17 protein-coding genes are annotated in these 19,140 nt (G+C 62.2%); 9 read left to right on the top strand and 8 right to left on the bottom strand.

All coding sequences use genetic code 11. The features are described 5' to 3' along the window. Positions 1-10 precede the first annotated feature (10 nt). Complete coding sequence (locus IP85_RS17270) at positions 11-1,117, bottom strand: zinc-binding alcohol dehydrogenase (RefSeq protein ID WP_348625563.1); 1,107 nt, start codon at positions 1,115-1,117, stop codon at positions 11-13. Positions 1,118-1,171: 54 nt separating this feature from the next. On the opposite strand from IP85_RS17270, the gene ribA reads away from it, so the two are divergent. Genes ribA through IP85_RS17255 form a run of 3 tightly spaced genes read left to right on the top strand, consistent with a single transcriptional unit; the run spans position 1,172 to position 3,874 of the window. Next, a complete protein-coding gene (ribA, locus tag IP85_RS17265) occupies positions 1,172-2,278 on the top strand; it encodes a GTP cyclohydrolase II RibA (protein ID WP_054150906.1) in 1,107 nt (368 codons plus the stop codon). Between the two features lie 28 nt (positions 2,279-2,306). Then, positions 2,307-3,119 carry a CDP-alcohol phosphatidyltransferase family protein gene (locus IP85_RS17260; protein ID WP_054150905.1) on the top strand — a complete coding sequence of 271 codons (813 nt, stop codon included), beginning with the start codon at positions 2,307-2,309 and terminating at the stop codon, positions 3,117-3,119. Then, positions 3,116-3,874, top strand: a complete 759-nt coding sequence (locus IP85_RS17255; protein ID WP_054150904.1) for an FkbM family methyltransferase — start codon at positions 3,116-3,118, stop codon at positions 3,872-3,874. The genes IP85_RS17260 and IP85_RS17255 overlap by 4 nt, the downstream gene beginning before the upstream one ends. 8 nt (positions 3,875-3,882) lie before the next feature. Here the strand turns inward: IP85_RS17255 and IP85_RS17250 are convergent, their stop codons facing one another. Then, positions 3,883-4,803 (bottom strand): lysylphosphatidylglycerol synthase transmembrane domain-containing protein, encoded by a 921-nt coding sequence (locus tag IP85_RS17250; RefSeq protein WP_054150903.1) that lies wholly within the window; start codon positions 4,801-4,803, stop codon positions 3,883-3,885. A gap of 134 nt (positions 4,804-4,937) precedes the next feature. On the opposite strand from IP85_RS17250, the gene IP85_RS17245 reads away from it, so the two are divergent. Continuing rightward, the gene (locus IP85_RS17245) at positions 4,938-6,539 is read left to right on the top strand and encodes a sulfatase (RefSeq protein ID WP_054150902.1); all 1,602 of its coding nucleotides are present in this window, start codon (positions 4,938-4,940) and stop codon (positions 6,537-6,539) included. Here the strand turns inward: IP85_RS17245 and IP85_RS17240 are convergent. Then, positions 6,526-7,446, bottom strand: coding sequence for a helix-turn-helix domain-containing protein (locus tag IP85_RS17240; RefSeq protein ID WP_082347782.1), 921 nt, complete (start codon positions 7,444-7,446; stop codon positions 6,526-6,528). The genes IP85_RS17245 and IP85_RS17240 overlap by 14 nt on opposite strands. A 122-nt stretch (positions 7,447-7,568) precedes the next feature. Between IP85_RS17240 and pobA the strand changes: the two genes are divergently transcribed. Both pobA and IP85_RS17230 read left to right on the top strand, forming a co-directional pair. Next, a complete protein-coding gene (pobA, locus tag IP85_RS17235) occupies positions 7,569-8,741 on the top strand; it encodes a 4-hydroxybenzoate 3-monooxygenase (protein WP_054150901.1) in 1,173 nt (390 codons plus the stop codon). A gap of 207 nt (positions 8,742-8,948) precedes the next feature. After that, positions 8,949-10,394 carry an aldehyde dehydrogenase gene (locus tag IP85_RS17230; RefSeq protein ID WP_054150932.1) on the top strand — a complete coding sequence of 482 codons (1,446 nt, stop codon included), beginning with the start codon at positions 8,949-8,951 and terminating at the stop codon, positions 10,392-10,394. Between the two features lie 64 nt (positions 10,395-10,458). Here IP85_RS17230 and IP85_RS17225 read toward each other — a convergent pair whose 3' ends face one another. Further along, positions 10,459-10,971, bottom strand: coding sequence for a MarR family transcriptional regulator (locus IP85_RS17225; RefSeq protein ID WP_054150900.1), 513 nt, complete (start codon positions 10,969-10,971; stop codon positions 10,459-10,461). Between the two features lie 165 nt (positions 10,972-11,136). Between IP85_RS17225 and IP85_RS17220 the strand changes: the two genes are divergently transcribed. From IP85_RS17220 to IP85_RS17210, 3 genes are all read left to right on the top strand, one after another. Next, positions 11,137-12,693 carry an AMP-binding protein gene (locus IP85_RS17220; protein ID WP_054150899.1) on the top strand — a complete coding sequence of 519 codons (1,557 nt, stop codon included), beginning with the start codon at positions 11,137-11,139 and terminating at the stop codon, positions 12,691-12,693. A 49-nt stretch (positions 12,694-12,742) separates the two neighbouring features. Further along, positions 12,743-13,570: a p-hydroxycinnamoyl CoA hydratase/lyase gene (locus IP85_RS17215; protein ID WP_054150898.1), complete on the top strand. Its 828-nt coding sequence runs from the start codon at positions 12,743-12,745 to the stop codon at positions 13,568-13,570. A gap of 276 nt (positions 13,571-13,846) precedes the next feature. After that, positions 13,847-14,038 carry a CsbD family protein gene (locus tag IP85_RS17210; RefSeq protein ID WP_054150897.1) on the top strand — a complete coding sequence of 64 codons (192 nt, stop codon included), beginning with the start codon at positions 13,847-13,849 and terminating at the stop codon, positions 14,036-14,038. 115 nt (positions 14,039-14,153) lie between these two features. On the opposite strand, the gene IP85_RS17205 is transcribed toward IP85_RS17210, so the two are convergent. Genes IP85_RS17205 through IP85_RS17190 form a run of 4 tightly spaced genes read right to left on the bottom strand, consistent with a single transcriptional unit; the run spans position 14,154 to position 19,139 of the window. Continuing rightward, a complete protein-coding gene (locus tag IP85_RS17205; protein WP_054150896.1) occupies positions 14,154-15,890 on the bottom strand; it encodes a biotin carboxylase N-terminal domain-containing protein in 1,737 nt (578 codons plus the stop codon). Positions 15,891-15,937: 47 nt separating this feature from the next. Continuing rightward, a complete protein-coding gene (locus tag IP85_RS17200; protein WP_054150895.1) occupies positions 15,938-17,539 on the bottom strand; it encodes a 5-oxoprolinase/urea amidolyase family protein in 1,602 nt (533 codons plus the stop codon). A 7-nt stretch (positions 17,540-17,546) separates the two neighbouring features. Beyond that, positions 17,547-18,353 (bottom strand): putative hydro-lyase, encoded by an 807-nt coding sequence (locus IP85_RS17195; protein ID WP_054150894.1) that lies wholly within the window; start codon positions 18,351-18,353, stop codon positions 17,547-17,549. Positions 18,354-18,374: 21 nt separating this feature from the next. Next, positions 18,375-19,139 (bottom strand): 5-oxoprolinase subunit PxpA, encoded by a 765-nt coding sequence (locus IP85_RS17190; protein ID WP_054150893.1) that lies wholly within the window; start codon positions 19,137-19,139, stop codon positions 18,375-18,377. Position 19,140: the final 1 nt, after the last annotated feature.

Below are 19,140 nucleotides of genomic sequence, written 5' to 3'. Positions count from 1 at the left end.
ATCTCTTTCGTCAGTAGCGGATGCGATGGCACAGGGTGTCCTGTGTGGAGAGGATACGAGCGTAGGCGTCTGGCAGTTCAGAAAAAGCGGTCTCACCTGAGATGAGGCGCTCGAGACGCGGATCCAGGAGCAGTTCCAGCGCCTTGCTCATTCGCCGACGATAAGTCCAGCGAGCCCGGCGTGACGAAGGAATTCCGCCGACTTGCGAACTGACGAGGGACAGGCGGCGAGAATGAAACGCACCGCCCAGGGGAATGCTGACCATGCGGTCGCCATACCAGCTGGCTTCGACAATTCTCGCTTCAAAGCCCGCACGGGCGATGGCGTTTTCGAGCGCGGCCGCGGCTGCGCTGGCGTTGATCAAGATGTCGAATTCCCCGTCGATCATGTCGGGCTCGGCAAACGTGAGGTCCAGATCGGAAGCCAGTTTACTGCGCGACGGATCCTTGTCGATCAGGACAGTTTCCGTGCCGGCGATCCGGGAAGCGAGATAGGCGACGAGCGTCCCGACAACGCCGGCGCCGAAGACGGCGACGCGGTCGCCCGGCTGCACGCCTGCATCCCAGATGATGTTGAGCGCTGTTTCCATATTGGCGGCAAGCACCGCCCGTCGCGGCGGCAGCGTCTCCGGTAAAAGGGTTACTTGGTCTGACGGGAGGATGAATCGATCCTGATGAGGATGAAGGGCAAAGACATTGCGTCCGATGAGGTCACGGGGACCATCGACGATTTCACCGACGGCCGCATAGCCATATTTGACCGGAAAGGGGAACTCGCCTTCCATATGCGGTCCGCGCATGCGTTCAAATTCGCTTTGAGGAACCGCACCCTGAAAGATCAGGGACTCTGTCCCGCGGCTGATCCCGCTGTAGAGTGTGCGCACGAGCACTTCGTTTTCAGCAGGCATGCCAAGCGGCTCGTGCCGGAGCCGGCAGATTTCTTTTGCCTCGAACCACAGCGCAGCCGCCGTGTCTCCGGCAGATACGGATTGTTCATTCACCTCGAGCTTCAAACTGCACGTCCCCCACCCTAAATATGCACACCAATGGAACGTATTGCCGAAGAAGACATTTTGTTCCTTAGCCGCCATCAAAATAAATTTATGGCGGATGCGCAAACCATCTCTGAAACTTCGGCGTAATGGTTGCCACTGATAGGGAGAGTACGCCTCATGTCCAAGTCCAGCCAGTCCGCTTTCCAGTTCTCGACCGCCGAGATCGAAGTAGAACGCGCCGTAGCCGAGCTGCGCTATGGTCGACCCGTGATCGTAACGGAGGGAGAACGAAAGCTTGCTGTCCTGGCGCTCGACTGTGTAGCGCCCTCGCTTTTCGATCAATTCGCAGCCGTCACCGAGAACCGGCACAGCCTCCTGTTGACCGCGCCGCGGGCCGGTCGTTTGGGGGTCGGAGCCGAACAGGACGTGATCACGCCGCTGGCCGGTCTGTCTTTCGATTATGCCTCACGGCTTGCTTACACACTTGGTGCGGAAAAGCCTGCATTGTGGCAGCCGGCGGATGCACTGGCGACACAGACGACAGAACTGGCCCGCCTGGCGCTGTTGCTGCCGGCCATGGTGCTGGCGGATGTCACGACCATGACAGATCGGTTCGGCGGTTGCTGCGAGATCGCCTCCAGCCGTTTGAAAGGCGCTGATGCCGCCCGTCAGCGCTTCGACCAAGTCGTTCGCACCCGCGTTCCGTTGAAGGATCTTGGTGATGCCGACTTCGTCGTCTTCCGCGGTGGCCTGGCTCAGAAGGATCAGGTCGCCATCATCGTCGGTAAGCCGGATGTCACGAAGACCGTGCCGATCCGCATTCACTCGTCCTGCCTTACCGGAGACCTCTGCGGCTCCCTGAAATGCGATTGCGGTGACCAGCTGCGCAATGGTCTTGCCCTACTCAAGCAGGCGGGCGGCGGCGTGCTGCTCTATCTCGACCAGGAAGGGCGCGGCACGGGCATCGGCGCCAAGATGCGTGCTTATGGCTATCAGCATCTCGGCCTCGACACGATCGATGCGGATGCCGAGCTCGGGCTCGCCGAAGATCATCGCCGTTATGAAGCAGCCGTTGCCATGCTCCGGCATCTCGAGATCGCGAAGGTGGCGGTCTACACCAACAACCCGACCAAGATCGCCGGCCTCAAGCTGGGCGGCATCGAAGTCGAGGCACGGGCGTCGGTCACCGGTCGGGTCACGGCGGAAAACGAAAACTATCTGCGCACCAAGACCTTGCGCGCCGGCCACATGCTCGATCTGGAAACTCTGGTCGCGGCAGAATAAGCTCCAGGCGGGCAGGGAGGATTGCAAGATGGCAAGCGAGCCTGAACGGCTTGGCGGCGATGGTTTCGGTCGGCCATGGGCAAATGCCCAGCTCGACTGGGTCGCGATGCTGCGACAGCGTCGTGGACTGCTGATGAACACACTGGCGGGCCTCTCAGGCCTGCTTGTCGGCACATCGGTCGTCGCGGTGATCGTCTCCTTTCACCTCCCGCTCGGCTGGGATTTCGTGGCCTCGGTCATTCTGTCGCTCGCGCTGATGTTTGCGCTGGTGGTCTATGCTCTGCCCGATCACCCCCATCGCAAGTTCGGCCCGGCCAATCTCGTCACCGCCTTTCGCGCTTGTCTCGTTAGCCTGACTGGCGCGACCGTGCTGTGCTTCGACAGTCTCGCTGCGACCGATACGGCACTCTGGACACTTGCCGGTGTGGTTCTCATCGCCTTGGCGCTCGACGGCGTCGATGGTTATCTCGCGCGCAGCTACGGACATGAATCGTCCTTCGGTGCCCGCTTCGATATGGAAGTCGATGCAGTGCTGATCCTGGTCCTGTCCGTCGCCGCAGCCTTCTTGGAAAAGGCGGGTCTCTGGGTATTGCTGATCGGCCTGATGCGCTACGGTTTCGTGGCCGCAGGCTGGGTGTTGCCGAAGCTGAACGGCGAGCTCTTCCCCTCGTTCCGACGCAAGCTTGTCTGCGTGATCCAGATTTCGGCACTCTGCCTGATCCTGATCCCCTTCGTGACCGTTCCCTATTCTACCGCCATCGCAGCGGTCGCGCTTCTGGCGCTCGCCTATTCGTTTACGGTGGACGTGATCTACCTGCTGCGTCGGCCCGTCACGTCATGACCAGTCTCACCGAGCGTCTCTCGACATCATTCGGGCTCGCCCGCTCGCTCGTCGTCTACTACGGCCAGCCCTGGCGCAGATCGGCGCTGCGGCAATTCTATGCGTCGATCGTCAAGCCGGGTGATCTCGTCTTCGACATCGGCGCCCATGTCGGCAGCCGCAGCAGCACCCTCTTGAAGCTCGGAGCGAAAGTCGTTGCCGTTGAGCCACAGCCGGCCTTTGCAGACTTCATCGAAAATCGTTTTGCAGGCGCGTTGACCGGCTTCGAACGGGTGGCCGTCGGTCGGACCGCCGGGCAGATCGATTTGCTGATCTCGAGCCGCCATCCGACGGTCACAAGCATCTCCAGCCGCTTCGTCGAGACAGTGAAGCAAAGCAAGGGGTTTTCGCAGGTCGTCTGGGACCGCAAGGTCACGGTGCCGATGGTGACGCTCGATCATCTCGTCGCGAAATACGGTATGCCTGCCTTTTGCAAGATAGACGTCGAGGGCGCGGAGGCGGAAATTCTCTACGGCCTTTCAAAGCCGATGCCCCTGATCGCCTTCGAATACATTCCGGCCATGCCCTCCGTTGCGTCCAACGCGATCGATCGTCTGATGGGCATCGGCAGTTATCGCTTCAACCGGGTCGTCGGAGAGCAGCATCGGTTCGTGTCGGACCGGTGGAAATCGGCAGACGAGCTGCTGGTTGAGCTGTCGCAAATGCCTCCCGAAGCGCAATCCGGCGACGTTTACGCCCGGATGGAGAGCCGATGACGATGCGTTCAGGCGCGACGCGGCTTTCCGCGGATGGCCTCGAGCGAGAGGATCGCGAGACCCGGCAGGGCGCCGGCAAGAGAGAGACCTCCATAAACGACGCTCGCAGCCAATCCCTGGCTCTCGGTGGCGCCAAGCAGTGGCCAGAGCGCCATCGCGGCGGCTTCCCGCGTACCCCAGCCTCCGAAACCAGCGGGGATCAGCATCGCGATCAGGCAGAGCGGAATGATCGTGAATGCCGCAATGCCGGGGAGGGGCGCGCCAATGGCATGGCTCGCAAGAAAGAAGGTCGCGACGTAACTGCCGACGATCACAAGGCTGAGCCCCGCCTGAACAGGCAGCGCGCCACGGCGGACGAAGACGCGCAACAGGTCATCGCCGATATGGCTGAACCCTTTGTACCGGCGCTTCACGATGATCAGGCCCGCGCAGACTGCGGCGGCAAACAGGAAGAAGCAGAGCACCAGCAGCAAGGCCTGACGTCCGGCATCCTCGCCTCCGAGGACCAGCGGCCAGGCGAACAGGCCGGAAAGCGCCAGAACGAAAAACGCAGCCTGGCCGGAAAGGCGCTCGAAGATCACCGCCTTGGCTGGTCCTTTCCAGCCGCCGGCGCCGGCATTGCGCATGCGGTAGGCGCGCACGGCATCACCGGCGACGCCGCCGGGAAGGCTTTGGTTGAGAAGGCTCGCCACGTAGTACTCGCTGATCGCGACGCTCGCCGGGAACGGTTCGCCGAGACGGCTCGCGGTAAAGCGCCAGCGCAGCGCCGACACGATGATCTGCAACTGCACCAGGGCAAGACCGGCGATGACATGCGTAACGGAGATCTGCGAGAAGGCGGCGCCCAGCGCGGTCAGATCCGTTCTGGACAGGAGAAATGCCAGGAGCGCGATCAACGCGACGGGAGCAAGGAGACGCAGAATGGGCAAGCGGCGGGGCTTTCGTCGGGGGTGAGTGGTCGTTTGCTGTCCTATACGCGGAAAGAGAGGCAGCGGACCTTCATGACGGCAAATCCTCCCGCGTGCAATCGATCTGCCCTTCTCGGTAGCGGAGTGACTGGATCATGAAGTCAGCCGACACGCTTAAGCCCTATATCGGCGCCCTCGTGGTGACAGTGATCGCCTGGTTTGCTTTCACCTTGCCGGACCATCCCGATGCGGTCGCCCTCAATGCTTTCGCCCGCCTGCCGCTCGAATGGGCATTGATGATGCTGCTCTTGCTCGCGGTCCCGCAGAGCCTGCGCCGACCGATCGGGCTTCTGTGCGGACTGGTCCTGCTTCTGATCCTGTTCCTGAAGATGGCCGACATCGGCACCCAGGCTGCCTTTCAGCGCCCGTTCAATCCCTATCTCGATATCAAGATGCTGGCCGATGGCTGGAATCTGTTTTCAGGGACCGTCGGCACATTGGCAGCCTTTGCTGCTGTCGCGGCCGCGCTGGTAAGCTTGTTCGCCATACTTATCCTGTTTCTGTGGGCGGCACGCCGATTAACGGAAATCGGGCGCCCCGTGCGCTCATGGCTTGTTCTGTCGCTGGTGGCGATCACCCTTCTCGGCGGGATTGCGATTGTTTTGGACGCGCCCCGGGTCGAAGCGCGCATGCCCTCTTACCTCAACAAGCGACTGACGCTTGTCATCCGCTCTGTTCAGGACATGCATGTCTTTGAAACCGCTCTGTCGCGGGGAGAGGGCCCCCGCAACGGCGCCGGGCTCTTCGGACGCGTCAAGGACAAGGACTTTGTGCTTATCTTCGTTGAATCCTATGGCCGCTCGGCGCTGGAGGATCCTCGATATGCGTCGATCACCCGACCGCGCCTCGCAAGCGTCCAAGCCGAGATTGAGCGAGCCGGTCTCGTTTCCGCCAGTGCCTGGGTCACCGCTCCGACCGTTGGCGGTCTCAGCTGGCTGGCGCACGGAACGCTCCTCTCCGGCCTCTGGGTCGACAGCCAGGCGCGCTACGACCGCTTGATGATCAGCCAGCAACCGAGCCTCAACAGGCTGTTTGCCGAAGCCGGATGGAAGAGCATCGCGGCCATGCCTGCCATTACGATGGAGTGGCCTGAAGCCGCATATTACGGATATCGCCAGATCCTGGCGGCAGCCGACCTCGATTACCAGGGCAAGCCCTTCAACTGGGTCACGATGCCGGATCAGTATACCCTGTCAGCCTTCGAGCGCCTGGGTCGCGCCCCTGCACGGGCTGCGGGCGAACGCGTGATGGCGGAAGTGGCGCTGATCTCCAGCCATGCGCCGTGGACACCCGTTGCCAGCCTCATCGACTGGGACGCCGTCGGCGACGGCTCGATCTTCAACGCACAGGCGGAAAGCGGCGACCCGCCTCGGGTCGTCTGGGCCGATCCTGAGCGTGTGCGCGCCCAATATATCCAGACGATCGACTATTCCCTTGAAACCCTCGGCAGCTACATGGCGCGGTTTGGCGAGGATACCGTCTTCGTTATCCTCGGAGACCATCAACCTGCGGCCATCATCACCGGTCCCAACGCATCGCGCGCCGTCCCGATCCATGTCGTATCGGCGGATAGGGACCTCGTCGCCCGCTTTGAGCGGGAAGGGTTCCTCCCCGGCATGCGCCCGGAGACGCAGACCCGCGAGTGGCCGATGAACGAGATGCGGCCGGTTCTGATCGATCTGTTCAGCCAGCCTTGACTGTTTCTGCATCTTCCGCCCGAGATCCCAGGCGGATCTGTTCCTGAGCGCGCCAGCTCGCCGGGGTCATCGCGGTCTGGCGACTGAAGAAGCGGGAGAAATAGGCCGGATCGGAAAAGCCGAGGCGGAACGAGACTTCCTTGATGCTGCCGGGCGTGAAGAGAAGTTCTCGTTGCGCTTCCTCGATCAGCCGCCTCGCCACGAGCTCCTGCGTACCGAGACCTGTCTTGGCTTTCAGCACGCGGTTGAGATGGGTTGGTGTGATCCCCAGCGCATGGGCGTAGAACGATGCCGGACGATGGTTGCGAACCTCCCGGTGCAGCAATGACGAGAAGGCCTCAAGCCTGCGATCATTCTCATCGGTCGCCTCTTTCTCGGTTTCACCCTGGGCAGCGAGACGGGCTGCAAGCGCCAGAGCCGCGGCGAGCCCCGTCTCCATCAGCACGGTGCGCCCCGTAAGCCGCCCCTGCCATTCGCTCGCGACCCTGAGCAGGTGGGAGAGAATCAACTGCCCCTCCGGATCCTGCGGGGCAAGGCGGGTCACGCTTGGTGTCGACAGGAACTGCCCGAGCGCGCTCGGCTCACCCGGTCGGACCGGCAAGCGACTCGCAAGAAAGGTAAAGACGTAGCCGTCGATCTCTGGTGAAAAGCGGAACCCGTGCCCGATAGCGGGCGGAACGGTGACGATCGAGACCGGTTCGAAACGGGCAATCTCTCCTTCGAAGACCGCATCGCCGGAGCCGCCTGTCACGAGCAGGATTTGGAAATAGCGTTCGTGTCTGTGCAGCCCGATTTCCCAGTGATGCAGTGCACTTCGGGCCGGAATTGTCTCGCAATGCACCCAGAATCGCGAACCCGCGGGATCGTCCTCGCCATAAAGCTCGTAGGTCGGGATCGAGGTCCGTATTGGCTGCTTGCGTTTCGTCATGTTCGATTTGTGCAACAAAAGACGCGATGCGTCCATTGTTGACGGCCGCGCTCGCCGTCAAAACTTGTCGAAAGACAAATGGCTGCATCGTGGGAGGAAACATGCGAACCAAAGTCGTCATCATTGGATCGGGCCCGTCCGGCCTCTTGCTCGGGCAGCTTCTCACCAATGCAGGCATCGACAATGTGATCGTCGACCGCGTCGGCAAGGACCACATTCTGTCTCGTGTGCGGGCCGGGGTGCTCGAAGAAGGAACTGTCGGCCTCGTGGATCGCGCCGGCGTCGGCGAGCGCCTGCATCGGGAAGGTCTTCCGCATGACGGTTTCTCCCTTGCGTTCGACGGCCGCGACCATCGTATCGATCTCTTCGATCTGACCGGTGGCAAGCGGGTCATGGTCTACGGCCAGACGGAGCTGACGCGCGATCTCATCGAGCGACGCGAGCGCGACGGCGGTGTAGTGATCTATGATGCCGCGAATGTCGTTCCCTCCGGTTTCGACGGCGACCAGCCGCATGTCACCTTCGAGAAGGATGGTGTCACGCAGCGCATCGATTGCGACTTCATCGCCGGATGTGACGGCTTCCATGGCGCCAGCCGCAAGGCAGTGCCCGAAGGCGCGATCAAGACCTTCGAGAAGATCTATCCCTTCGGCTGGCTGGGGATCCTCGCCGACGTGCCGCCGGTCAACCATGAACTCATTTATGCCAACCACCCGCGCGGTTTTGCGCTGTGCTCGATGCGCTCCGAAACCCGCAGCCGCTACTATGTTCAGTGCTCGCTCGACGACAAGGTCGAGATGTGGTCCGACGATCGCTTCTGGGACGAGCTGCGCCGTCGCCTGCCGGCCCACCACGCGGAAGTCATGGTGACGGGGCCGAGCTTCGAAAAGTCGATCGCGCCGCTGCGTTCCTTCGTCGCCGAGCCGATGCGCTTCGGGCGGATGTTCCTCGTCGGCGATGCCGCGCATATCGTGCCGCCGACGGGCGCCAAGGGCCTGAACCTTGCCGCATCCGACGTGCACTACCTGATCGAGGGGCTTCTCGAGCACTATCAGGAAAAGTCAAATGCCGCACTCGATGCCTATTCGGCCCGTGCCCTTAAGCGTGTCTGGAAGGCTGTTCGCTTCTCCTGGTCGATGACCACATTGCTGCACCGTTTTCCGGATACCGGAGATTTCGGCCAGAAGATCCAGGAAGCCGAGCTCGACTACCTCACCCATTCGAGAGCGGCGTCCACGGCCATGGCGGAGAACTATGTCGGGCTGCCCTATTGACGTCTCGTCCAGGCGGCACCACTTGTCAAAAAACAATTGTTTGCTAGACTTACAAAATAGAGCGGATCGGGGAGGTTGCCGGTCCGTTTAGGAATAACCTGCTCTCTGGAGGATCGAGACCTGATCGCAAGAGAGCAGGCGGGGCCGGAAGAAAACGACGGACCAATTTCTGAACCTGAAAATAATGGAGGAGGAAGATCCATGAATATGCATGTTTCGCTGTTGATCAATGGTGCCGAAAAGGCGGCCGCGGGCGGACGCACTTTTACCCGCATCAATCCTTTTACGCAGGAAGTCGCGACCACGGCCTCGGCCGCAAGCCTCGAGGATGCCAACGCAGCCGTAGACGCAGCTGCAGCAGCCTTCCCGGCCTGGTCGAAGACCGGCCCCGGTGAGCGCCGCAAGATCCTGCTCAAGGCTGCTGACATCATGGAATCGAAGACCGCCGAGTTCTCCGAACTCGTGGTCGCCGAAACCGGAGCCACCGGCCATTGGGGCGCCTTCAACGTCATGGTTGCTGCAAGCATGTTGCGCGAAGCCGCTTCCATGACCACCCAGATCTCGGGCGAAGTCATCCCGTCCAACAAGCCGGGTTCGCTCTCCATGGGCATGCGCCAGGCCGTCGGCGTTTGCCTTGGCATCGCGCCGTGGAATGCGCCGATCATCCTCGGCACCCGTGCGGTCGCCATGCCGCTCGCCTGCGGCAACACCGTGATCCTGAAGGCATCGGAGCAGTGCCCTGGTACCCATCGTCTGATCGCTCAGTGCCTCGTTGAAGCCGGCCTTCCGACTGGTGCCATCAGTGTCATCACCAATGCGCCCGAGGATGCAGCCCAGATCGTCGAAGCCCTGATCACCAACCCGGCAGTCAAGCGCGTCAATTTCACCGGCTCCACCAAGGTCGGCAAGATCATCGGCGAACTGTGCGGCCGTCATCTGAAGCCGGCCCTTCTGGAGCTCGGCGGCAAGGCGCCGCTCGTCATCCTCGATGATGCCGACATTGACGCGGCCGTGAACGCCGCCGCCTTTGGCGCCTTCGCCAATATGGGCCAGATCTGCATGTCGACCGAGCGTATCATCGTCGATGAAAAAATCGCCGACGAGTTCGTCGCAAAGCTCGCCGCCAAGGCATCGAAGCTGCCGGCCGGCGATCCGAAGGGCCACGTCGTGCTCGGCTCGCTCATCAGCCTCGAATCTGCAAAGAAGATGGATGAGCTGATCGCCGACGCCGTTTCCAAGGGTGCAAAGCTCGTTGCCGGTGGCAAGCGCGAAGGCAGCGTCGTCGAAGCAACTCTGCTCGACAATGTCACCTCGGACATGCGGATGTATCAGGAAGAAAGCTTCGGCCCGGTCAAGCCGATCATCCGCGTGAAGGATGAGGAAGAAGCGATCCGCGTTGCTAACGACACCGAGTATGGTCTCTCCGGCGCCGTCTTCAGCCGCGACATCCGCCGCGCGCTCGCTGTCGCCGCCCGCATCGAGTCCGGCATTTGCCACATCAATGGCCCGACGGTCTTCGATGAGCCGCAGATGCCTTTCGGCGGCGTTAAGGGCAGTGGCTATGGTCGCTTCGGCGGCAAGGCCGCGATCTCCGAGTTTACGGAGCTGCGCTGGATCACCATCGAAGATCCGAACCAGCACTATCCCTTCTGATCATGGAAATGAAACGGCCGCCTTCCGGGCGGCCGTTTTTCTTTCGCAAGCATGTCGACAACGGTCAGTCGGTCTGGCTGTTGCGTGGCATGATATCCGCATAGACACGCTTCAGCCCTTCGATGAATGCTTGCAGTTCCTCCGGCGTAAACCGCGCGGTGAAGCGCAGTTCATGCTGTTTCTGGATGTTGCGGGCCTGTTTCAGGATCTCGGCCCCCGCCTCGGTCAACAGCAGCTCCTGGCGTCGCCGATCGATGGGGGATGGTTGCCGTTCCAGAAGATTGCGGCTTTCCAGACGGTTCACCAGCGCCATCATCGTTGCCCTGTCCATGCTGAGCTGGTTGGCGATGTCGATCTGGCTCACCCTCGGATTTGCGGCGATCAGTTCGAGGACGGCAAACTGCTTCTGCGTCAGCCCGATGTCGCCCATGGCGGCCGTGTAGTCCTGATAGATGGCGACATTCGCCATCCTGAGGTGAAAGCCGAGAATGTCGTCGAGGCGGCCTGTGCGTAATGGCGAGCCCACTTCGAAGACATCGTCGTCGTTCGCGGGCTTCAGGTCATTGTGTCGAGTCATGGCTCCTCTTCCAATCATGCGGCATCGAACTTACGGAATCATTCATGATCACTTTCGACTGCAACAGTCAAATTGCCGCTTGTCAAACATTTGGAGGTCAATTAGTATGTTTAGCATACAATTCGCCAAGGAGGCCCCTGAGGGGTGGCGATGAGGAGGACAAACATGCAGCCTGAAATCAAGTCTGTTTTGGCAGTCAGGGGAGCCGTCGGTCTTGAGACGGACGATCCCGTCATCTACCGAGCCCAGGTGACGCCAGAACGGCCGGCGGTCTACGAAGTGGCGACCGGCCGAACCCAGAATTATGGCGTATTGGATCTGGCCGTCGCCCGCGCCGCATACCGGCTTCTGGAGATCGTTGGTGATAATCCGGTGATGCAGCGCATCGCCTTTTTCGGACGCAACTCCATCGAGCAAATCACTGTCTGCCTGGCCTGTCAGCGCGCTGGTCTGGTCTTCGTACCCTTGAACTGGCGTCTCGGAGCGGCCGAACTCGGACAGATCATCGCCGATTGTGAACCCTCGCTGCTGCTGCATGATGCAGAGTTCGCGTCGGTCCTCGCGGAGATCTCCGAGGCAATGCCGCGAACCATCCCCATTGAAGGCGACGGTGGCTGGGCCGAGATGGTCGCGTCTTCACCGCGGGCAGAGCCAGCCGCAGTCGATGCGGATGCACCCTGCATCATGCTCTACACCTCGGGGACGACAGGGAGCCCCAAGGGTGTGGTCATCACCCGCCGCAATGCCTTTGCCTCTGCCGTCAACTTTTCGCTGGTCGGTGAAGTCACCAGCCACTCCGTCACGCTCTGTGACCTGCCGTTTTTCCACACCATCGGTCTGGTTGCGATCGGCCGCACGACACTGATGATGGGCGGACGCCTGGTCATCTCCGATCGCTTCATGCCCGACCGCACCCTTTCCGTCCTCGGAGATCCGGCGCTGGGCATCACCCACTATTTCGCCGTCCCGCAGATGGCCGCGGCCCTTAGAAACTCTTCCGCCTGGGACCCGACGGCTCTGAAAGCACTGCAGGCGATCTTCATCGGTGGAGCACCACTGTCGCCGGCGCTGATCGAAACCTTCCTCCAAGACGGCATTCCGCTCGTCAACGGCTATGGCATGAGCGAAGCCGGCACGACCATTCACATGCCGCTGGATCGTGACGCGGTCGCGCGGCATCCTGGCAGCGTCGGCTATCCCGCACCACTTCTCGCCGTCCGGCTGGTCGGCGATGACGGTCAGGACGTGCCGGATGGCGACGTCGGAGAAATCTGGGTGAAGGGTCCCTCAGTGACGCCGGGCTACTGGAACAATCCGGGCGAGACCGCCCGGGCCTTCGTCGGCGAGTGGTATCGCACCGGGGATCTTGGTCGACGTGCCGAAGGCGGCGTCATCTCCGTCCCGGACAGGCTCAAGGACATGTATATTTCCGGCGGGGAGAACGTCTTCCCGGCGGAGATAGAGGCCGTCATCGGCGCGCATCCCAAGGTAAGGGATGTTGCCGTGCTCGGGCTGCCCGATCCGAAATGGGGCGAATGCGGCGTCGCCTTTATCGTTGCCCAGGCAGACTTGCCCTCTGCCGACGAAATCCTCGCCCATTGTGCCGATCGTCTGGCATCCTACAAGCGTCCCGCACGCATCGTATTCCTCGACCAGATCCCGCGAACGGCATCCGGAAAGGCGCAGAAGCACATTCTGCGCCAGGCCCATGCCAACAGCTGAACACCTTCGACCGGGCGTGAGCCCCCACGAAAAGCCTCAAGGAGCCACCATGACTGAGACAAACACCACGCCAGATCCGGTTCTGGTCGAATTCGACAACGGCATCGCCTTCGTCACGCTGAACCGTCCGGAAAAGCGCAATGCAATGAGTCCGAAGCTCAACATCCGCATGCTGGAAGTGCTGGACGAATTGGAAGCCGATGATCGCTGCGGCGTCCTCGTTCTGCGTGGCGCTGGCCAGTCCTGGTCGGCTGGCATGGACTTGAAGGAGTATTTCCGCGAGAACGACGGCAAGGGCCGTGCGGCCGTTCTGAAGAGCCGCCGTCAGTCCGGTGGCTGGTGGAACCGCCTGATGTATTTCGAAAAGCCGACCATCGCCATGGTCAACGGCTGGTGCTTCGGCGGCGCCTTCACGCCACTCGTTTCCTGCGATCTCGCAATTGCCGCTGATGAGGCAACCTTCGGCCTTTCGGAAATCAACTGGGGCATTCTGCCGGGCGGCAACGTGACCCGTGCCGTTGCCGAGGTGATGAACCACCGCGACTCGCTCTATTACATCATGACGGGCGAGACCTTCGGCGGTCAGAAGGCGCGCGAGATGGGCCTCGTCAACGAGTCCGTGCCGCTGGCTGATCTCGAGACCCGCGTCCGCGCTCTCTGTGCAAGCCTGCTCGAAAAGAACCCCGTGGTGCTCAAGGCTGCCAAGGACACGTTCAAGCGCGTGCGCAACATGCCTTGGGAACAGGCCGACGACTACATCTACGCCAAGCTGGAGCAGATGCTCTTCCTCGACAAGAGCAATGGCCGCGCCGAGGGCCTTAAGCAGTTCCTCGACGACAAGACCTATCGCCCCGGTCTCGGCGCCTACAAGCGCTGAGCGTCCAGTCAGACGGATCAATCAAACCGGTGATGCTTCGCGGTGTCACCGGTTTTTGTGTGTCCGGGAGAGCCGTTGTGAAGGGACAAGTCACGCCGTCACAGCACACATGAACCAGCCTCATGCAGTACATTTGGCCTCAAACATCGGAACGATTCTCGCCTTAAAGCATTGTAGGATCAAGCGGATCGTAAAGCAGCGCGAGATGGACTTTCCCGGCAGATGACCGGGTAGCGAATTGGAAGCTGTGCGTCACCGCCAACAAGGAGAACGAAAATGGGTTCCACATCCGACAAGATTTCCGGCAAGTCGAATGAACTCGCAGGCAAGGCCAAGCAGGCTGTCGGCGACGCGACCGACAACCACAGCATGGAAGCCAAGGGCGCCGCTCAGGAAGCCAAGGGCCATGGCCAGCAGGCCAAGGGTGAGGCAAAGGAAGCCGTGAAGAATGTCGTCGACAAGGCCTGAGGGTCTTCGGCTTCAGCGTTTGGCCCGCCATTGGCGGGCCTTTTGCTATTCAGGCGCGGCCGAGTAGATGAAATTGGTCGACGAGGTTTCGCCGACCCTGTCAGTGCACAGGCCCTCAGTCCAGATAGCGCGCGATCTCTTGCCCGGCAGCCAGATAGGCGCCTGCCTCGCTCTTGAAGCTGACACGACCACTGCGCGCAGCGATGACCTGGGTTTCCATCTTCATCGCTTCCATCACCGCAATCAGATCGCCGCTTTGGACCTCTGCACCCTCCTCGACCTTGAACGCCTGCAACGTGCCCGAAATGGGCGCGGCAATGCTCATGCTGTCTTCCGTCTTGCCGGATGAGGCTTGTGCACCGCCAGCCTGTCCGCCGGAGATATTGCCGAGGCCGGAAAGCAGTATGGCTGGGATCGCCAGTTCATGTCTTTTGCCATCGATCTCGACATGGGTCCGGATCAGGGACGTGTCACATACCGGCTCTGGACGGGAGGCGGCCGCAAGCGGCTCTGCGAAATCCGTCTCGATCCAGCGGGTGTGGACGCGGAAGCCCTCTTCTCCGGTGAAGTCGCGGCTTTCCATGGCAGCGCGATGGAAGGGCAGGACGGTCGCCACGCCTTCAATCTTGAACTCTGCGAGTGCCCTTCGAGCCCGCGCCAGCGCCTGCTCGCGCGTCGCGCCGGTCACAATCAGCTTCGCCATGAGAGAATCGAAGGTCCCGGGGATGGTGGAGCCACTAGTGACACCGGTGTCCAGGCGAACGCCGGGACCCGAAGGCGGATCGAAACGGGTGATCGTACCCGGCGTCGGCAGGAAGCCGCGGCCGGGGTCTTCGGCATTGATGCGAAATTCGATCGAGTGGCCGCGCGGGGCAGGGGTCTCAAGCACTTCGAGTGCCTTGCCTTCGGCAATGCGGAACTGCTCCACCACGAGATCGATGCCTGTGGTTTCCTCGGTTACGGGATGCTCGACCTGCAGACGGGTGTTCACTTCCAGGAAGGAGATGGTGCCATCGACCCCGAGCAGGAACTCGACCGTACCTGCACCCGAATAACCGGCGGCTGCGCAAATCTTCTTGGCCGCGTCATGGATCGACTGACGCTGCGCGTCGGTCAGGAAGGGCGCTGGTGCCTCCTCAACGAGTTTCTGGTTGCGCCGCTGCAGCGAGCAGTCACGCGTCCCGAGGACGAGCACATTGCCATGTTTGTCGGCGAGAACCTGCGCCTCGATATGGCGCGGCCGGTCGAGGAAACGCTCCAGGAAACACTCACCACGACCAAACGCGGCCTCGGCCTCGCGCACGGCCGAATGATAGAGCTCGGCCACTTCCTCCATCTTCCAGGCGACCTTCAGGCCGCGCCCACCGCCGCCATGGGCGGCCTTGATCGCGACGGGAAGCCCATACTTCCTGGCAAAATCAATGACCTCTTCGGCGGTTTCGACCGGACCATCGCTGCCTGCGACCAGCGGCGCACCGACCGACTGCGCGATCCGCCGTGCCTCTACCTTGTCGCCGAGCGCTTCGATGACTTCAGGGTCCGGGCCAATCCACGCAAGCCCGGCCTCCTGAACCGCGCGGGCGAACTCGGCGCGCTCGGAGAGAAAGCCGTAGCCGGGATGGACGGCATCGGCTCCTGAACGCCTCGCAATGGCGATGAGCTTTTCAATGTCGAGATAGGTCTCCGCCGGGCGGCTGCCACCGAGACCATAGGCCTCGTCTGCAAGCTTGACGAACAGCGCGTCCATGTCGGGGTCGGCATAGACGGCAACGGACTGGAGCCCGTAGTCGCCGCAGGCGCGGATGATACGCACGGCGATTTCGCCGCGATTGGCAATCAGCACTTTCTTCATCGGGGTCTCCTCAGTGTCTCCCTGGCCTCTCATCGCGGCGGTAAGCGTCATGCCCTGTCGGGCACGATCTCGGCGAAGCGCGTGATGGGCCGGAACTGGATTTTTGCATTCACCGGGATCTGCCCGGCAAGATCGAGATGATATTCGGCAACCGTGCCGATGACCGGATAGCCGCCGGTCAGCGGATGATCGGCGAGGAAGAGCACCGGCTGGCCGCTATGCGGAACCTGGATGGCGCCGGTCGCCGTTCCCTCGCTTGGAAGCTCCGCCTTATCCTTGCGTTCAAGTGATTCTGGCCCTGAAAGCCGGATACCGACCCGATTCGACTGCGGCGTCACGTCGTAGACCTGGGATGCAAGTGTGGCGATGCCGTGCTCGGTGAACCAGTCGCTGCGCGGCCCCATGACCACGTCTAGCGTGACGATGTCACCGGGTGTGGGACAGTCGAAGGCTGGGCTCTCGGTGAGCGATACAGGCGAAAGACCGCGCTCGGACGTGCCAATCGCAAGCACCGCGCCCAGGCCAACCGCCTCTGGTCCCACGACGGCCAAGGTATCTGTCGATGCGCTGCCGAGAACCGGCGCCACGTCGATACCACCGCGAAATGAAAGATAGCTGCGAGCGCCTCGTGCGGCAAAGCCGAGCGTCACGCGATCGCCGGCTTCGAGCGAGATCGGCTGATAGCTGGACGCCTCGGTCACACGGCCCTTCGCGTCCAGGATGGCGACAGGGCAGGGAGCACCGGTCAGCGCCATCACACCGGGGCCGGAGATCTCGAACGAGAAACCGCCTAGCGCAATTTCGAGACAGGCGGCCCCGACCGGATTGCCGACGGTGCGGTTCGCAGCCCGGAACGCGCCCTGGTCCAGCGCACCGGCGGACGAGACACCCTGGCCAGTCTGACCGAAGCGACCGAGATCCTGCACCAGTGCCGGCATCGGGGCGGCCGTAACCCTGATGGATGTGGATGCCGCATGCTCGATAACAGGGGGCGGGGCTACATCCGATGTGACCGAGGTAGTGACAGTCTGTGTCCGCTTGGCCAGATCGAAAAAGCGCACCCGGTATCCCGGCTGGAAGAGGGCCGGCGGCTCGCGCGTCAAATCCCACATTTTCAGGGGCGTCGTGCCGATGATCTGCCAGCCACCGGGGCTCGCCTGCGGATAGACACCGGAGAATGCACCCGCGAGTGCAACGGAGCCGGCGGGGATCTTCGTCCGAGGGCTCTGGCGTCGCGGTACCTGCAGCATCGGATCGCCGCCGACGAGATAACCGAAGCCGGGAGCAAAGCCGCAGAAGGCGACTGTGAACTCGCTCGCGGTATGTCGTTCGATCACCTCCGCAATCGACAAGCCCGTCAGGTCTGCGACATCCTGCAGGTCCTCGCCGTCGTAGCTGACGGGGATCTCGACCAGCATGTCGGATGGCGGGATCTTCGCCGAGAGGTCGCGCGTGCTGATCGCCGCCGCGAGCCTTTCAGCCGTCAGCGTCTCCGGACGAAAGCGGATCATCAATGTGCGCGCGGCCGGCACGATGTCGACGACGCCGTCGACCGGCTGCGCCTCCAGCGAGGCGAAGAGCGCGAGCGTCTCGTCGAGATCCTTCAATTCGACGATCAGAACGGTCAGGCTGACGGGAAGAAAACGCATCTTGGCCTCAGGCGTGATAGGCGGAATCGGGAATGTCGGTGATGAACATGTGGCCGGGAGCGTGGGTGATGGCAAACGGAACTTTCGAGGCCATGACCGCAGCTTGCGGCGTCACTCCGCAGGCCCAGAAGACCGGCACTTCGCCCGGCTCGATCCGCACGGCATCACCGAATTCCGGTTTGCCGAGATCGGCAATCCCAAGCTCTGCCGGCGCACCGATATGCACGGGTGCGCCGTGAACCGCCGGGAAGCGGCCCGAAATCGTGGCAGCATCCGCAACGCGCCCCGCCGGGATGGGCCGCATCGAGACGACCAGATTGCCTTGCAGTCGACCCGCAGGCCGGCAGGCGCGATTGGTCAGGTACATCGGCACATTCGAGTTGTCGGTGATGTGGCGGATCTCGATGCCCGCCTCCATCATCGGCGTTTCGAAGGTGAAGCTGCAGCCGATCAGGAAGCTGACGAGATCGGGATGCTCCGCCCAGGCTGCACTTGCGTCCGTCACCTCCTCGGCAAGCTGGCCGTCCCGCCAGATCCGATAGAGCGGCACATCGCGGCGCAGATCAGCGCCCTCGGCGAGCACGGTCGCATGCGAACCCGGATCGGACACGTCGAGCACCGGGCAGGCTTTCGGATTGCGCTGTGCATAGAGCAGGAAGTCGAAGGCCCAGTCGCGCGGCAAGACGATCATGTTCGCCTGTGTAAAGCCCGGTGCCACGCCGGATGTCGGCTCGACGGCACCCGCGCGATAGCGTTCGCGGGCCGTCCGTGCTTCGGCCGCATCGACATGGCGCAAGGTCTCAAGATCGATCATCGAAGTCTCTCCTTGCGGATATCAGCGATTGAGGAAGGAGCGCACCGCGATGCCGTACTTTTCGAAGGCCTGTCGGATTTCCTGCGCGATGGCGACGGCGCCGGGGCTGTCGCCATGGACGCAGATGGACTGCGCATCGATCTTGATCGTGGACCCGTCGATCGCCTCGATCGTGCCATCATGCACGAGCTGCAGCATGCGCTGTGCGATGACTGCGGAATCATGCAGGACCGCACCGGCTTCGCGACGGGACACGAGCGCACCTGCGGGCGTATAGGCCCGGTCGGCAAAGGCCTCGGCAACTACGGCGAGGCCTGAGGCGCGAGCGAGTTCCAGGATCGGTGATCCCGCAAGGCCCATCATCACCAGTGTCGGATCGATCGCCTTGATGCCATCGATGACGGCCTGACCCTGCTGGGCGTCGTGGGCGATGCGGTTGTAGAGCGCCCCATGCGGCTTCACATAGCCGACGCTGACCCCCGCTGCCGCCGCAACGCCCTTGATCGCGCCGATCTGGTAGATCACGTCGGCGGTCAGCTCCGCCGAGGTGACATCCATGTCGCGCCGGCCAAAGCCGACGCGATCCGGATAGGAGACATGCGCCCCGATCGAAACGCCGCGCTCGGCGGCAGCCTTCACGGTCTTCCAGATGCCGAGCGGATCACCGGCATGGAAACCGCAGGCGACATTGGCGCTGGAGACGATGGAGAGCATCGCCTCGTCGTCGCCCATGGCCCAGGCGCCATAGCTTTCGCCGAGGTCGCTGTTCAGATCGATGGCAGTCATG

This window comes from Rhizobium sp. AAP116, from assembly GCF_001295785.1.
GTDB lineage: Bacteria > Pseudomonadota > Alphaproteobacteria > Rhizobiales > Rhizobiaceae > Allorhizobium.
This window is presented reverse-complemented; position numbering and strand designations above follow the sequence as displayed.

Excerpts from the sequence above, each read along its gene's own strand:
- IP85_RS17225 (WP_054150900.1), bottom strand. The coding sequence starts at position 10,971 with ATGACTCGACACAATGACCTGAAGCCCGCGAACGACGACGATGTCTTC.
- IP85_RS17195 (WP_054150894.1), bottom strand. The coding sequence starts at position 18,353 with ATGATCGATCTTGAGACCTTGCGCCATGTCGATGCGGCCGAAGCACGG.
- IP85_RS17245 (WP_054150902.1), top strand. The coding sequence starts at position 4,938 with ATGAAGTCAGCCGACACGCTTAAGCCCTATATCGGCGCCCTCGTGGTG.
- IP85_RS17260 (WP_054150905.1), top strand. The coding sequence starts at position 2,307 with ATGGCAAGCGAGCCTGAACGGCTTGGCGGCGATGGTTTCGGTCGGCCA.
- IP85_RS17255 (WP_054150904.1), top strand. The coding sequence starts at position 3,116 with ATGACCAGTCTCACCGAGCGTCTCTCGACATCATTCGGGCTCGCCCGC.
- IP85_RS17200 (WP_054150895.1), bottom strand. The coding sequence starts at position 17,539 with ATGCGTTTTCTTCCCGTCAGCCTGACCGTTCTGATCGTCGAATTGAAG.
- IP85_RS17190 (WP_054150893.1), bottom strand. The coding sequence starts at position 19,139 with ATGACTGCCATCGATCTGAACAGCGACCTCGGCGAAAGCTATGGCGCC.
- IP85_RS17205 (WP_054150896.1), bottom strand. The coding sequence starts at position 15,890 with ATGAAGAAAGTGCTGATTGCCAATCGCGGCGAAATCGCCGTGCGTATC.
- ribA (WP_054150906.1), top strand. The coding sequence starts at position 1,172 with ATGTCCAAGTCCAGCCAGTCCGCTTTCCAGTTCTCGACCGCCGAGATC.
- IP85_RS17215 (WP_054150898.1), top strand. The coding sequence starts at position 12,743 with ATGACTGAGACAAACACCACGCCAGATCCGGTTCTGGTCGAATTCGAC.
- pobA (WP_054150901.1), top strand. The coding sequence starts at position 7,569 with ATGCGAACCAAAGTCGTCATCATTGGATCGGGCCCGTCCGGCCTCTTG.
- IP85_RS17230 (WP_054150932.1), top strand. The coding sequence starts at position 8,949 with ATGCATGTTTCGCTGTTGATCAATGGTGCCGAAAAGGCGGCCGCGGGC.
- IP85_RS17220 (WP_054150899.1), top strand. The coding sequence starts at position 11,137 with ATGCAGCCTGAAATCAAGTCTGTTTTGGCAGTCAGGGGAGCCGTCGGT.
- IP85_RS17210 (WP_054150897.1), top strand. The coding sequence starts at position 13,847 with ATGGGTTCCACATCCGACAAGATTTCCGGCAAGTCGAATGAACTCGCA.